The organism is Pedobacter rhizosphaerae (assembly GCF_900111155.1).
GTDB classification, from domain to species: Bacteria; Bacteroidota; Bacteroidia; order Sphingobacteriales; family Sphingobacteriaceae; genus Pedobacter; species Pedobacter rhizosphaerae.
The window spans coordinates 133,145-150,429 of the sequence record NZ_FOGG01000003.1 but is presented as its reverse complement, the minus strand read 5'-3'; the positions used below and the strand labels follow the sequence as shown (position 1 = coordinate 150,429).

At 44.5% G+C, this 17,285-nt stretch carries 1 protein-coding gene; it reads left to right on the top strand.

Features of this window, described 5'->3' with window-relative positions; translation table 11 throughout:
* Positions 1-255: 255 nt before the first annotated feature.
* A partial coding sequence (locus tag BMX11_RS03425) for a Calx-beta domain-containing protein (RefSeq protein WP_090881453.1) occupies positions 256-17,285 on the top strand: 17,030 nt, incomplete at its 3' end.

The window sequence follows — 17,285 nt, the reverse complement described above, 5'->3', positions numbered from 1 at the left end:
ACGTTAAGGATGTGGAAATAGTATGGATTGTTGATAAATAATGTGGTGTTGATCCTGAACGGAAAAGCTTATTAAAACCTTTTTCAGGCATGTTTTTGCCTTTCAATGAGTTATTTAGAGCTTATGGGAATGCTTTTTTTAGGCTAGGGTATTTGTTAGGATTAAGACGAAATGACGTACTTTGTTTGGGTATTTGTAGGAATATAGATACACACAATTAATACCGGATCAGCCTTGCATCTTATCGTCCCGTCTATGAAAAAAAGTTTACGCTTTCTATTCCCGTCTTTGAAAAGTATTTTTAAACCTACAACTATAACGAAGAATTTTTCGCTATATTATAGCAAAGTTACCTTACTGGCAGTTTTGCTGATTTTGGCAAACATGAGTCTCAGCTATGCTGATGGTAGTAAAGATCTTTATCCATCTGGAGTAGCCGGTAACAGAGCTTATTTGTATAGCAATGACTATACAACAGATGGTACGACACTGAATTCATGGCCTTTTAAGACATTGGGTACGCATTATGTTTATGCTATGGCAGGTGAAAGAATTGCTTTAGCATTTAGTTCTGCGGGAGTTGGTAATGCTGGGATTAGATTAACTTCTCCCACGGGAACGAACATACCTGTAGTTACTTCTGGAACTATTGGGAAAATTAGCACAAGAGCCTTCGAATTAGCTGGGCCAAAATTAAGTGCAGCTGATGGTAACAATGCTCGTTACCTGCCAGCATATGTTACTGCACCATCAACAGGTATCTATAGAGTTGATTTTCTACCAGTTGGAAATCAATCTAGCTCAGGTGTAAATACCACTGAAATTGGAACTACAGATCGTGATGCCAATGCTGACTGGACGGCTCCGACAACGGGGAATAGTGTTAGTTTTATTGCTGCCTGGGATATTTCGGTTACCAATTCAGGGGCAACAGCTTTTATTCCGGGTCGTGTATATGCGAATGTTTTGAACCTTTTTATTTACAATTCTGATTTCAATACTGGTTTTTACGGAATTACATATGTGCTCACCAAAAACGGGCGCGCCTATCAGGTAAAGGCCAATGGTATAAATGGTGCTGGATTTACTTTTTTTGCGAACAACAAAGGGGTTGTTAATGCAGCAGGGACACCAACATTTAAGAGTTTAAATGCATCAGACCGGGCTTCCGTAACCGGCGTGATCAAGGATCCCACTACTCAGGATATCACCAGCCCGTCTATTCAGGTTACGCACAAAATCTTTTATACGAAACCAGCAGGCGATTTACCAACTACAGACCAGCCGGTTACCCTGGGTTCAACTTCTACTACTACCTGGCTAAAACGCAACGCTACTAATCCTGTTATTTCTAATGTGACCTTAACGGGTGCAGAGGGGACATCAGGGAAAGCAGGTCAAAAGGGTGGGACTATCTCATTTAGTTCTACTGAAAATGGAACGTATGAAATTACCATTCCTGCGCCAACGCCCAGGGTGCTCAGAGGTGATGCCAATGCAGGTAATAACAGTGTAGCATGGGATGGAAGAGATGGTAATGGAAATAAGCTACCTGCTGGAACTGTAATCAGTAGCATTAGTGTTAAAATGTTCTCTGCTGAGGTTCATTTTCCCTTTATTGATATGGAAATTAATCCTAACGGTATCAATGTGGAGCTTACAGAGGGAACGAGTGGTAATTACAATGTACAATCATCAAGTACAGATCCAACCGTTTACAATAATGTTGTTTATTGGGATGACTCGACTATTTCGGGTGCAGGATCACTTTCCAGAAGTTCTAGTCCCTCAACTCAAACTACCGGCATTTCTTCAATAAGTAATGGACATAAGTGGGGCGCTCTGGCATCTGGAAGCGGCGTTGAGAATACCTCTTCTGCCAATGCCGGAACCGGGCTTTATGATTTTGGTAATGAGAAAACGCTTGATACCTGGGCATATATTTCAGCTACCCCTGTGGTTCAACCCGTAAGCGTAAATATCGCCGTAGCCGATTTAAAAACAACCAGTATTACGCCATCATTTACAGCTCCGGCTGCAATTGGCAGTACCGTTACTTACACTGTAGTTGTAGAGAACGTTAATAATTCGGCAATAGGGAGTACGAGTGCCGTTACAGGTGCTGGCTTTAGGTTTATTGCACCAGCCGGCTTCACCATTACTTCAGCGAACATCACTTCATCAACCGGAACCGTAAGTCAGCAAAGTGGTGCTACGAATTCAGGAACTGTTTTCAATTCTAAATTAGATATGAGCAGTGGCTCAACAGCTACCTACACTATTGTAGGTACGGTGGGTACTGCATTGGGCGGAAAAACTATCGCCGTTGAGGCAAGTATGATTCGTCCGGCCGATACAACCGATCCGGATGCTACTGATCCAAATACCGCAAGTTCACCTACAGATCCACATCAGGAATGTAAAAACGGAACAGCAAACGAAAATTGTAATAACATTGCGTATAACAGTGCAGTTGCGGTAAGTAACTATGCCAGTATTGTGGCGAGTTCTCCAAACGCATCAGAGCCAGCTACTAATGGGGCATATACAATCAGCATTCAGAATGCAAGTACCAATGCCACGGTAGTGAGTTATAGCGTATCAGGTTCTGCAACGTCAGGTACAGACTTTACCGCTTTAACAGGTACGGCTACGATCCCTGCCGGAAGCACTTCTGTAGTTGTTCCGGTCACCGTAATTAACGATCAGATTGTTGAAGGAACTGAAACGGTAGTTTTAACCTTAACCTCGGCTACCAATGGTGTTAGCGTTACGCCAACACCAGCCAATGCAACAGCTACGGTAAATATTGCCGACGACGATCAGGCAACGGTAAGTGTGGCTGTAACTACCAATGCTGCCGAGCCTTCTACCAATGGAGTATTTACTTTTACCATGAGTAAGGCCAGTGCAACACCTACTACCATCAGTTATACGTTGGGTGGATCGGCAACCAGTGGAACCGACTTTACGGCGATTGCTAACCCAGTGGTGATCCCTGCAGGTGCTACTACGGCTACAGTTAGTTTACCTGTAATAGATGACAATTTGGTGGAGGGTACAGAAACGGTGACCTTAACCATGACTGCTGCAACAAGTAATACAGGCATTACAGCGAGTACTACCCCTGTAAGCATGAACATTACCGATGATGACGTAGCCACAGTAACTGTAGCAGCAACCACAAATGCTGCAGAACCAGGTACAAATGGCTTGTTTACCTTTACCCTGAGCAAACCCAGCGCTACAGCAACAACCATAAATTATAGCGTTAGTGGCTCAGCCATCAGTGGTACCGATTACACTTCTATCGGAACCGCTGTAATTATCCCAGCTGGCGCAACTACCGCAACGGTATCTGTTCCGGTAATTAACGACCAGATTGTTGAAGGTACAGAAACGGTTATTTTAACCATGGCTGCCGCAACGAGCAACACGGCAATTACGGCAAGTACAACCCCGGTAACCTTAAACATTACCGATGATGATACGGCAACCATTGATGTGGCGGTGACGAATGGTGCAGAACCATCCACCAATGGTGCATTTACCTTTACCATGAGTAAAGCTAGTTCTACACCTACCACGGTTACCTTTACTGTGGGTGGATCGGCAACAAACGGAACAGACTATGCAAGCATCGGTACTTCGGTAGTGATCCCGGCAGGAAGCACCACTGCAACAATTCCGGTAACGATAACCGATGACCAGTTAATTGAAGGAACCGAGAATGTTATTTTAACTTTTAGTGCTGCAACAGATAATGCAGGAATTACAGTTACGCCTGCTACTGCTACAGTAAATATTACGGATAACGACAGCGCTACGATTACCCTGGTGGCCACGACTAATGCTGCTGAGCCGGGAACAAATGGTTTGTTTACCTTTACCATGAGCAAGGCGAGCACTACAGCCACTACAGTTAACTTTACCGTAACCGGAAGTGCAACCAGTGGAACAGACTTTTCGGCAATCGGTACTTCTATTACCATCCCGGCAGGAGCAACTACGGCAACACTTGCAGTGCCCGTAATTAATGATCAAATTGTGGAAGGAACCGAAACGGTGATTCTTACCATGACGGCGGCCACTAACAATGCAGCCATTACTGCCAGCACCACAGGGGTTACCTTAAATATTGCGGATGATGATGTATCGACAGTAACTGTAGCGGCCTCTACCAATGGCGCAGAGCCCTCTACCAATGGCCAGTTTACATTTACCCTGAGCAAAGCCAGCGCAACTCCAACAACCGTTAACTTTACAATATCAGGATCGGCTACCAGCGGAGCAGATTTTACTGCCCTGGGTTCAAGCATCATCATTCCAGCCGGAGCAACCACAGCTACCTTAACTGTTCCTGTATTAGATGACAATATTGCTGAACCAGTTGAGTCGGTGATTTTAACAATGGCTGCTTCAACCAGCAACACATTAATTACAGCAAGTACAACACCTGCCACTGTAAACATCAATGATAATGATACTTCCATTGCCAGCATTGCTGTTGGGACAAATGGAAGTGAAAGTGGTCCGGCAAACGGGACATTTATTGTAAGCCTAAGCAACCCTGCTGCAACAGATACCCAAATTACTTATACTTTATCAGGATCGGCAACAGAAGGCAGTGATTATGCTAATATCACCATAAAAACGGTAACCATATTGGCCGGACAAACTACTGCTACCATTACTATCCCGGTAAGTGCAGATAATTTGGTTGAAGGGACGGAAACAGTAGTTGCTACTTTAGGTACTTCTAACAATCCATTGGTTTCGATCAACAATACAGCGGCAAGCTTAAATATAACAGACAATACCACTTCAACGGTTACAGTAGCCGCAACTACCAATGCGGCCGAACCTTCAACCAACGGTTTATATACTTTTACGTTAAGCAACGCTGCCACAACACCAACTACGATCAACTTTACAGTAGGAGGATCGGCAACCAGCGGAACCGACTATACTTCGATTGGCACCAGCATTGTGATTCCGGCAGGCGCAACTAGCGCAACCTTATCTGTCCCTGTAAAAGATGATAATCTGGTAGAGGGCGTGGAAACGGTTATCCTCACCATGACGGCAGCTACGAGCAATGCCGCCATTACGGCAAGCACTAGTCCTGCAACTATCAATATTATAGATAATGACACGGCAACCGCAACGATTACCGCCGGACAAAACGGAAATGAAAGCGGACCAGTGAACGGAACCTTTGTAGTAACTTTGAGCAATCCTGCTGCAGTAGACACACAAATCAGTTTTACATTAGGCGGATCGGCAACAGAAGGAAGCGATTATACTACGGTTACTCCAAAAACAATTACCATACCAGCCGGACAAACCTCGGCTACCATAACTATTCCGGTATTAACCGATGCGATTACTGAAAGTACAGAAACGGTTATTGCCACCCTGGGTACATCCAATAACCCATTAGTTTCGGTTAACACCACAGCGGCCAACATTAATATTTTAGATGCGAATACGGCAAGTGTGAGTATCTCTGCCCCGACGAGTGTTAACGAAGGCGATGGTACGGTTACTTTCACGGTAACCCTAAATAATGCCGTTCAAAATGCCTTTAATGTAAATTACACAACCAATAACGGAACGGCAATTGCCGGAACAGATTTCACCACTACTACCGGAACCTTAGCTTTCGACGCAGGTTCGGCAGCAGGGACAACCAAAACCTTTACTGTTCCAATTATCAATGATAACATTGCAGAAACTACAGAAAATTTTAGTGCAACCCTGACAGGCATTACAGGAGGAGTAGTGATTATTGCAAATGCGACTGCATCAGTTAATATTGTCGACAATGATCCTTCAACAGCAAGCATCACTGCAGGCACTACAGGCAATGAAAATGGTCCTGTATCGGGTAGCTTTACCGTTACCTTAAGTAATCCTTCGGCTACCGATACACAGCTTACTTATACCCTGACAGGAACAGCTACAGAAGGAACAGACTACAGCACGATAACCACTAAAACGGTTACCATCCCGGCAGGACAAACTACAGCTACCATTACCATTCCGGTATTAAGCGATGTACTGGTTGAAGGAAATGAAACCGTTATTGCTACTTTAACAGCCTCAAACAATGGCACTGTAGCTATTAGCAATACACCAGCAACCATTAATATTTTAGACGGTACAACATCCGTTGTAAGCGTTGCGGCAACCACAAATGGGGCAGAGCCTGCTACCTCGGGTTTATACACCTTTAGCTTAACCAATGCTGCGGCTACTCCAACAACCGTTAACTTTACGGTAAGCGGAACGGCAACCAGCGGAACGGATTATACCGCTATTGGAACTTCTATCGTTATTCAGGCAGGGCAGAAGAGCATCACGCTTAGCGTACCCGTACTTAACGACGATGTTGCAGAAGGTAATGAGACGGTAATTTTAACGCTGGCATCTACCAACAACAGTGCTATTACGGTAAGCAATACACCAGCAACGGTTAATATTGCCGACGACGATGGAGCAACAGTAGCCGTAAACAGCGTTTCTGTAAATGAAAGCGCTGGCACAGCCACTTTCACCGTTACCTTGACAGGCAATGTACAAAATACGTTTTCAGTAAACTATACAACAGCCAATGGTACAGCCCTGGCTGGATCAGACTATACGGCCACAACAGGTTCAGTAATTTTCCCTGCGGGTTCGGTAAATGGTGCTACCCAAACCTTTACTGTTCCAATTTTAAACGATAATGTTGCAGAGCCAACCGAAACCTTTACTGTTAGTTTAACTGGTGTTAGCGCAGGCGCTCCGGTTACTATCCCGGCAGTGGGCTCAACAGGAACTGGAACAATTAACGATAATGATGCCGCGAGCGTGGCCATTAACAGTGTTACTGCGGGAGAGAATGTAGGTAGCATGGTATTTACCGTTACCCTTACTGGAAATACCCAGGAACCAATTGTATTAAACTATACCACTTCAGACAATACTGCATTAGCAGGAAGCGACTATACCGCAAAAACCGGAACCATTACTTTCCCTGCGGGATCTGTTAACGGCGCAACGCAAACCATTTCTGTGGTGATTCTTGACGATAACGTTAGAGAAAGTACAGAAGACTTTAAAGTGACCTTAAGTGGGGCTGTGAGTCCGATAACCATATCACAAGCTGAAGGCATTGGCACCATCACTGATAATGATGTGGCCACAGTGAGTATCTCGGCAACACCTTCCTCTGTAACAGAAGGAGCTGGAAACGCCACCTTTACGGTAACCTTAACGGGTGCGGTACAAAGCGCATTTACAGTAGATTACAGCACCTTTAGCGGAACAGCCTTATCGGGTACAGATTTTACATCAACTACCGGAACCATTACCTTCCCGGCAGGATCTACTTCAGGTACCGCGCTTACCTTTAATGTTCCGATTATAGATGACAACTTACTCGAATCAGCAGAAACTTTCTCTGGAACCATCAGCAACGTTTCTGGTACACTGGTAACGATTGCCAATTCCACTGCGGTAAGCACCATCAATGATAATGATACTGCTGTAGCTTCCATTACGCCAGGTATTGCCGGCAATGAAAACGGCCCAGTTAATGGAACTTTCACTGTAACCATCAGCAATCCTTCAGCTACAGATACTAAGATTACCTATACCCTGGCAGGTACTGCTTCAGAAGGAAGTGATTACAGTAATATTACGGTGAAAACGGTAACCATACCTGCAGGTCAAACTTCGGCTACCATTACCATTCCGGTTCTGGCCGATGCCATTTTAGAAGGTACAGAAACCGTTATTGCCACACTGGGCACTTCAGATAACCCTGCAATTACTTTAAATACCACACCTGCAACCCTAAACATATTAGATAATACCACTGCAACAGTAAGTGTAGCGGCTACAACCGATGGTGCGGAACCTACAACAGCAGGACAATTTACCTTTACCTTGAGCCACGTGTCTACTACCAATACTGTGATTAACTTCTCGGTAAATGGGACGGCGACCAGTGGCGCTGACTATTCTGCGCTGGGAACTTCAATCACCATTCCGGCAGGCCAGACTACAGCAACGTTAGCTGTTCCGGTTTTAGATGATAACATTGCCGAAGGAACAGAAACAGTGATTTTAGCCATTACAAGCGTTAGCGGAAATGCAGCTATAACGGCCAATACGAACCCAGCCAGCATTAATATAGCTGATAATGATACCTCAGTGGCCAGCATTGCCGCCGGAGTAACCGGAAATGAAAATGGACCGGTAAACGGAACTTTTGTGGTTACCTTAAGCAATCCATCAGCCAATCCAACCACCATTACCTATACTTTAACCGGTACGGCGACCGAAGGAAGTGATTTTGGTAACATCATTACCAAGACCATTACCATTCCTGCTGGTCAAACTACTGGAACAATCACCATTCCGGTAAGTAGTGATGCCATTGTAGAAGGTACTGAAACCGTTATTGCCACATTGGGAACTTCTAACAATCCATTGGTAACCGTTAACAGTACATCTGCAAGCATAAATATTTTAGACAATAACAGTGCTACGGTAAGTATTTCTGCAGCTGCTACCATTAATGAAGACGCAGGTACGGCAGTATTTACGGTTACTTTAAGTACAGCCGTTCAAAATGCATTTAGTGTAAATTACGCCACAACAAACGGAACAGCGCTTTCAGGAGCAGACTATACCGCTACAAGTGGTACTTTAACCTTCCCGGCAGGATCTGCTGCAGGCGCTACCTTAACTTTTGAAGTGCCTGTTAATGATGATAACCTGGTGGAAGCTTCAGAAACTTTTAGCGCATCAATAGCTAACCCAACAGGAGGATTGGTAACCATTGGTACGGCAACAGCTCCTGTATCCATCATTGATAATGATAGTTCGATTGCCTCACTTGCACCTGGAATTAACGGCAATGAAACAGGTCCGGTTAACGGAACTTTTATCGTAACGTTAAGCAATCCTTCTTCAACCGATACAGAGATTATCTATAGCAGAAGTTCTGCCTCTACAGCAACAGAAGGAGTAGATTTTCAAACACTATCTCCTAAAACGGTAATCATTCCTGCTGGCCAAACTACAGCTACCATTACCATTCCTGTTATTCAGGATGCCATTGCAGAGCCAACAGAAACGGTAATCTTATCGCTATCAACCACCAATAACCCTCAAATTACCGTAAATAATACTGGTGCTACCATCAGCATTTTAGATGCTAACTCGGCAAGTGTGAGTATTTCTACTACCCCAACGGTAAATGAAAATGGAACAGCAACTTTTACGGTAACTTTAAATAATGCCGCTCAGGATGCGTTTACTGTAGATTATACCTTTGCGAATGGTACAGCAGTTGCACCTCAGGATTTTACGGCAATCCCCGGATCAGTAAGTTTCCCTGCAAATTCTCCTGCGGGCACAACGCGAACTTTTGATGTGGTTATTGTTGACGATAACATCGCCGAGCCTACAGAAACCTTTACCGCAACATTGAGTAACATCAGTTCTAATGTGGTGGTGATTAGTAATGCAACGGCTACAGCATCTATTATTGATAACGATAGCTCAGAAGCATCAATAGCCGTTACTACGCAAGGAAGTGAAAATGGGCCAACAAATGGTGTCTTTACCGTTACGTTGAGTAAGCCTTCCTCAGCAGATACACAGGTTACCTTCAGCTTAGCAGGTACTGCAACTGAGGGAACGGATTATACCTCGATTCTAACCAAAACGATTACTATTCCGGCAGGAGCAACCACCGCAACCATTACTATCCCGGTATTAACAGATAATTTGGTGGAAGGCAATGAAACGGTGGTGGCAACACTTACGGCTTCGGGCAATCCACTGGTAACGATAAATAATACACCGGCAACACTCAACATTACAGACAATACCACCGCTACGGTAACTGTATCAGCAACGACGAATGGTGCCGAACCAAGTACTCCGGGGCAGTTTACCTTCACTTTAAGCAATGCTTCTTCAACAGATACGCAAATTACTTTTGGTGTTAGCGGTACGGCAACTAGTGGATCAGATTATACCAGCGTTGGTACTACAGTAACTATTCCTGCCGGACAAACTACAGCAACAGTATTTGTTCCTGTAATTGATGATGCGATTGCAGAAGGTACCGAGTCGGTGATCTTAACCATGACTGCGGCAACCAATAATCTGGCGATTACAGCTTCAACTGCGCCGGCAACAGTAGAAATTACCGATAATGATGTTTCCACAGCCACTATTGCTGCGGGTAACCAGGGCGATGAGAATGGACCGGTTAATGGAAGCTTTACCGTAACGCTAAGTGCAGCATCATCTGTAGATACGCCTGTTAATTATACATTAACCGGAACCGCATCTGAAGGAAATGATTATACGGCTATTGTAACCAAAACCATTATTATTCCGGCCGGACAAACCACAGGCACCATTATTATTCCGGTGAAAGCTGATGCGATAGTGGAGCCAACGGAAACAGTAATTGCCACATTAACTACTTCTGCCAATCCATTGGTTACGGTTAATACCTCTCCGGCAACGATTAATATTGCTGATAACACCACCGCAACAGTAGATGTAGCAGCAACAACTGCCGCTGCAGAACCGGGTACAGCAGGACAATTTACCTTTACACTGAGCAACACATCAACAACAGACACTCAGATTACCTTTGCCGTTAGTGGTACAGCTACCAGTGGAAGCGATTATACACCTCTTGCGGCAACAGTTACTATTCTGGCTGGACAAACTTCGGCTACGGTAGCTGTTCCTGTAGTAAACGATAACCTGGTTGAAGGAACTGAGACGATCATTCTGACTATGGCATCAGCCACTAATAACCCAGCCATTACCGCCAATACTACTCCGGTAACGTTGAATTTAACAGATGATGACACGGCTGTAGCCACTATCGCTGCGGGGGTAAATGGAACTGAAAACGGCCCGGCGAACGGAACATTTGTGGTTACTTTAAGCAATCCTTCGGCAACCGATACGCAACTTACCTTTACTTTAGCAGGTACCGCTGTAGAAGGAACAGATTATACCAGCATAGTAACTAAAACGGTTACCATCCCGGCAGGACAAACAACAGCTACCCTAAATATTCCGGTATTAACCGATGATATTATTGAAGGTGATGAAACCGTTATTGCTACCTTAACTGCTAGTAATAATCCATTAGTTACCCTTAACAATGCTGCTGCCACAATTGCAATAACAGATAATACCAAGGCAACGGTTACTGTATTGGCGGCAACAGATGGTGCAGAGCCAGGTACCCCAGGGCGCTTCATCTTTACTTTAAGCAACCCGGCAACCACCAATACCCAAATAACCTATAGCATTACAGGTACCGCAGTGGCAGGAGCTGATTATACCACTATTGGTACATCAGTAACTATTCCTGCTGGTCAAACCTCGGTAGCCCTAGATGTTCCTGTGTTAGACGATGATACTGTTGAAGGTACAGAAACGGTAATTTTAACCATGACCGCTGCCACCAACAACACGGCTATTACAGCATCAACCACTCCTGCAACAGTAAACATTACCGATAACGACACCGCAGTGGCCACCATTACCGCTGGTACAAATGGCAATGAAAGCGGTCCGGTTAATGGCACGTTCACGGTAACCATCAGCCATCCGTCATCTACAGATACCCAGATTAATTACACCTTAAATGGAACCGCAACGGAAGGTGCCGATTACAGCACCATAGCCGCGAAAACGGTAACCATTCCGGCCGGACAAACCAGTGCAACTATTGTGATACCGGTTCTGGCAGATGCTGTAGTTGAAGGAGTAGAAACGGTTAGGGCTATCTTATCAGGTACAAACAACATTGGTATTACCGTTGATAATACACCAGCAAGCATCAATATTTTAGACAATAACACGGCTTCGGTAAGCATCAGTACACTGCCAACTATTAACGAGGGCGCTGGTACTGCAACCTTTACCGTAACCTTAAATACTGCTGTGCAAACACCATTTAGTGTAGATTACAATACTTCGAATGGAACCGCAACGGCAGGATTGGATTTCACCGCTTCTACAGGGACACTTACCTTCCCGGCAAATTCTCCGGCGGGAGCAGTGTTAACTTTCAGTGTTCCCATTATTGATGATAACCTGGTAGAACCAAGTGAATCCTTCTCTGCAACATTAAGTAATATTCAGGGCGGTTTAGTAACTATTGGTACTGCTACTGCAACGGTAACCATTACCGATAATGATACGTCAACAGCAGCTATAAAAGCAGGATCAAACGGAAATGAAACCGGCCCTGCAGATGGTACTTTCATAGTAGAATTAACCAAACCATCGGCTACAGATACGCAGATTAGCTATACCTTAGGTGGCTCGGCAACCGAGGGAACTGATTACACCACCATTACCACTAAAACAGTTACTATTCCTGCCGGCCAAACCACAGCCACCATTAACATCCCAGTATTGGTAGATGCGGTAGCCGAGAGTACTGAAAACGTTATTGCTACTTTAACCACTTCGAGCAATCCGTTAATTAATATTAATAATACGCCAGCAAGCATCAATATCATTGATGCCAATACTGCGAACGTTAGTATCTCCATCAGTGCGCCAAGTGTGGGCGAGGGTGTAGGTACAGTAAGCTTATCGGTAGTATTAAATATTGCCGTTCAAAACAGCTTTACTGTCGATTATGCTACAGCAAATGGAACAGCACTTGCCGGATTAGACTATACTTCAACCAGCGGAACGTTAACCTTCCCGGCAAATTCTCCGGCAGGTACAACGCTTACCGTAAATATTCCGATTATTGATGACCAACTGGTAGAGAAATCAGAATCGTTTACTGTTGGATTGAGTAATGTTCAAGGCGCAGATGTAGCCATTGGAACCAGTCCGGCAACAGTTACTATTGCCGATAATGATAACTCATTGGTGACCATTACACCAGGCGGCGATGCCAATGAAAATGGATTGGTTAGCGGTAAATTCAACATTACCTTAAGCAATCCTTCTGCAACGCCAACTACTTTAACCTTTACGCTTGCTGGTACGGCTACAGAAAGTACCGACTTTAGCGCGGTTAACAAAACGATTGTGATCCCTGCTGGAGAAACCACTGCCAGCATTACCATTCCAGTTTTGGAAGACGTATTGGCAGAAGGAACAGAAACAGTAATTGCAACCTTAACGGCAACAGACAATCCAGCCATTATGGTGTCAACCTCTCCGGCAACGATTAACATTATCGATGAAGATGTTGCAACAGTAAGTATTGCAACTAATCCGGTTATTAATGAAGATGCCGGTACAGCGACCTTTACCGTTACGCTTAACCAGGGTGTTCAAAATGGATTTACTGTAAACTATGCTACCGCAGATGGAACTGCAACAGCAGGCACAGATTACACCGCAACCAATGGCACCTTAACTTTCCCGGCTAATTCAGCAGCAGGAACCAGTTTAACATTTACCGTAGCCATTAACGACGATAATTTAGTAGAAACTGCAGAAAACTTCTCTGCAGCCTTAAGTGGTATCACTGGCGGAATCGTAACCATCGGAACATCACCGGCAACGGTGAGCATCACCGATAACGATAATGCAGTGGCAAGTATTCTGGCTGCTACAGATGGAAATGAAGATGGACCTGTAAATGGAACATTCACCGTTAAAATCAGTAATCCATCTGCAACAGATACGCAGGTAACCTTTAGTCTGGCCGGAACAGCTAATGAAGGCAATGACTACACCACGGTTTCTAAAACCATTACCATACCAGCCGGACAAACATCTGCTACTTTAACTATTCCGGTTTTAGCCGATGATATAGTAGAAGGTGCAGAAACAGTTGTAGCTACTTTAGTGAGTACAGACAATGCCAAGGTTACTGTTAACAACACACCTGCAAGCATCAATATTTTAGATGACAACTCGGTATCCGTAACCATTTCGGTAACTACCGTAAGTGTAGATGAAGCAGCGGGTACAGCAACCTTTAAAGTGACTTTAAGCGGCGCAGTACAGAACGGTTTCAGCGTAGATTACACTACCGCAGATCTAACAGCCATAGCCGGATCAGATTACACCAAAACCAGTGGTACCTTAAACTTCCCTGCGGGATCTGCTGCGGGAGCAAGCTTAACCTTTACTGTTCCAATTATTGATGATAATGTGGCAGAGCCAACAGAAACCTTCAATGCCATTATTGCCAACGTAACCGGAGGCCTGGTTAAAATTGGAAACGGTACGGCTACCTTAACCATTACCGATAATGATGCTTCGGTGGCCAGTATTGCCGCCGGAACAACTGGAAATGAAAATGGACCTGTAGCAGGAACTTTTGTCGTTACTTTAAGCAATCCTTCTTCAACTGATACCCAGTTAACCTATACCTTAGCAGGAACAGCAACAGAAGGAAGTGATTACACCACCATTACGACCAAAACAATTGTGGTTCCAGCCGGACAAACAACGGCAACCATTAACATTCCGGTAATTGCAGATAATACGATTGAACCAACCGAAACCGTTATTGCCAGCTTAACAGCTTCAAACAATGCCACGGTTACGGTAAATAACACGCCTGCAACCCTTAATATTTTAGATAATACAAGCGGATTAGTAACAGTTAATGCCACTAACGATGGGGCAGAACCTGCTACGCCAGGCTTGTTTACCTTCAGCTTAAACAATGCCTCTACTTCAGATACACGCGTTACCTTTAAGGTTACGGGTACTGCAACAAGTGGAATTGATTATACCGTTTTACCATCAACCATTGTTATCCCTGCCGGACAAACTTCGGTAACCTTATCGGTTCCGGTATTGAATGATAACATTGTGGAGGGAAGCGAAACAGTTATTATCACCTTAGACCCAACAACTGATAATGCCGCTATTTCGGCAAGCACAACACCTGCAACAGTCAATATTATTGATAATGGTTCTTCCATTGCCACCATTGCAGCAGTAAATGATGGAGCAGAAGCTGGGCAGGTTGCGGGTGTATTCCGTGTAAGCCTAAGTGCACCTTCGGCTACAGATACACAGATTACCTATGCCCTTAGCGGAAGCGCAACAGAAGGAGCAGATTACAGCACCATTATAACTAAAACGGTGACTATTCCTGCAGGATCAACCTCGATTACCTTTAACATTCCGGTATTGGCAGATGCAATAGTAGAAGGGGTTGAAAATGTAGTAGCTACTTTAGTTTCGGGCAATAACCCATTGATTGCGGTGAGTAATGTACCGGCAACCATCAATATTACCGATAATAATACCGCTACAGTGAGTATCTCTGCTGCACCAACAGTAAATGAAGCTGCGGGTACAATAACTTATTCGGTAACCTTAAGTGCGGGCGTACAAAATGCCTTCACGGTAGATTACGCTACAGCAAATGGTACGGCATTGGCAGGAAGCGACTATACCGCTAAATCAGGAACTTTACAGTTCCCGGCGGGTGCTGCTGCAGGTACAATTTTAACCTTTACGATAGATATAACTGATGATGGTATTGTAGAAGGAAATGAAGACTATACTGCAACCATTAGTAATATAACTGGCGGTTTGGTAACTATAGCCACATCAAGTGTAACCACTACCATTGTAGACAATGATCAGGCCACGGCAACCATTGTGGCAGGATTAGATGGAAAAGAAAATGGCCCTGTAAATGGTACATTCACCATCAACCTGAGCAAGCCTGCTGCAACCGATACCCAAATCACATTCGGTTTAAGCGGTACAGCAACCGAAGGCACAGATTACACTACCATAACACCTAAAACCATTGTTATCCCGGCAGGTCAAACTACGGCTACCATAAGTGTACCGGTATTAGCCGATGCATTTATTGAGGGTAATGAAACAGTGATTGCGACCTTACTAACCTCAAACAATCCTTTGGTTACCACAAGCAATACACCTGCAACCATTAATATTATTGATAACAGCAAAGCTACTGTAACAGTTGCAGCAACAACCAACGGAGCAGAACCTGCTACTCCAGGTCAGTTTACCTTTACCTTGAGCACCGCATCTAATGTAGATACGAAAATAACGTTCAATGTTTCGGGTACCGCTACAGCTGGAGCAGATTATACCGCTTTGCCAAATACCATTACTATTCTGGCAGGTCAGACTACTGCTACCTTAACAGTTCCAGTGTTAGACGATAACTTAGCTGAAGGCACTGAAACAGTTGTATTAACAATGGATGCCGCAACCGATAACCCTTTAATTACAGCGAGTACTATTCCGGCTGTAGTAGATATTATCGATAACCGTCCTCCTATAGCAACAGCAGCACCGCTTACGATAAATGAGGATAATACAGGTAACGGAACTATAAATGCCAGCGATCCGGATGGTGATCCATTAACTTATGCGGTAACTACTCCGCCGGGACATGGAACAGTAGTGGTAAACCCAGACGGCACTTATGTTTATACACCTGCCGCCAACTATAACGGAACTGATGTATTTACGATAGCAGTAAGCGATGGCAAGGGCGGAACAGTTGCAGTAACCATCAACATAACCATAAATGCTGTTAACGACTTGCCAGTAGCCTCAGCAGCGCCGATAACCACAACACAAGATACGCCAGTAAGCGGAGCCATTACAGCAACGGATGTAGATGGTGATCCATTAACCTTTACCGTAACTACGATACCAGCAAACGGTACGGTAGTGGTAAATCCAGATGGAACATATACTTATACACCAGCGGCGGGCTACGTGGGTAACGACACCTTTACCATAACGGTAAGCGATGGCAAAGGAGGAACAGTACAGGTGCCTGTTTCGGTAACCATTACCAATGTGAACGATGCACCAATAGCGAGTGCTCCGGCCATTACAACACCAGAAGATACCCCTGTTAATGGAACCATCACTGCAACAGATGCGGATGGTGATCCACTAACCTTTACGGTAACGGCAACTCCTGCTCATGGTTCAGTAGTGGTAAATACCAATGGAACCTACACCTATACACCAGATACCAACTACAACGGAACGGATGTATTTACGGTGAGTGTGAGCGATGGAAATGGGGGTATAGTAACGGTAACCATCAATGTAACGGTTACGCCGGTAAATGATCTGCCTGTAGCAACAGCAGCTGCGCTTACCACCGCTCAGGATACACCTGCAAATGGAAGCATAACTGCAAGTGATGTAGATGGCGATCCGTTAACTTTCACCGTAACTACAGTGCCAACTAACGGTACGGTAGTAGTAAATGCAAATGGAACCTATACCTATACGCCAACACCAGG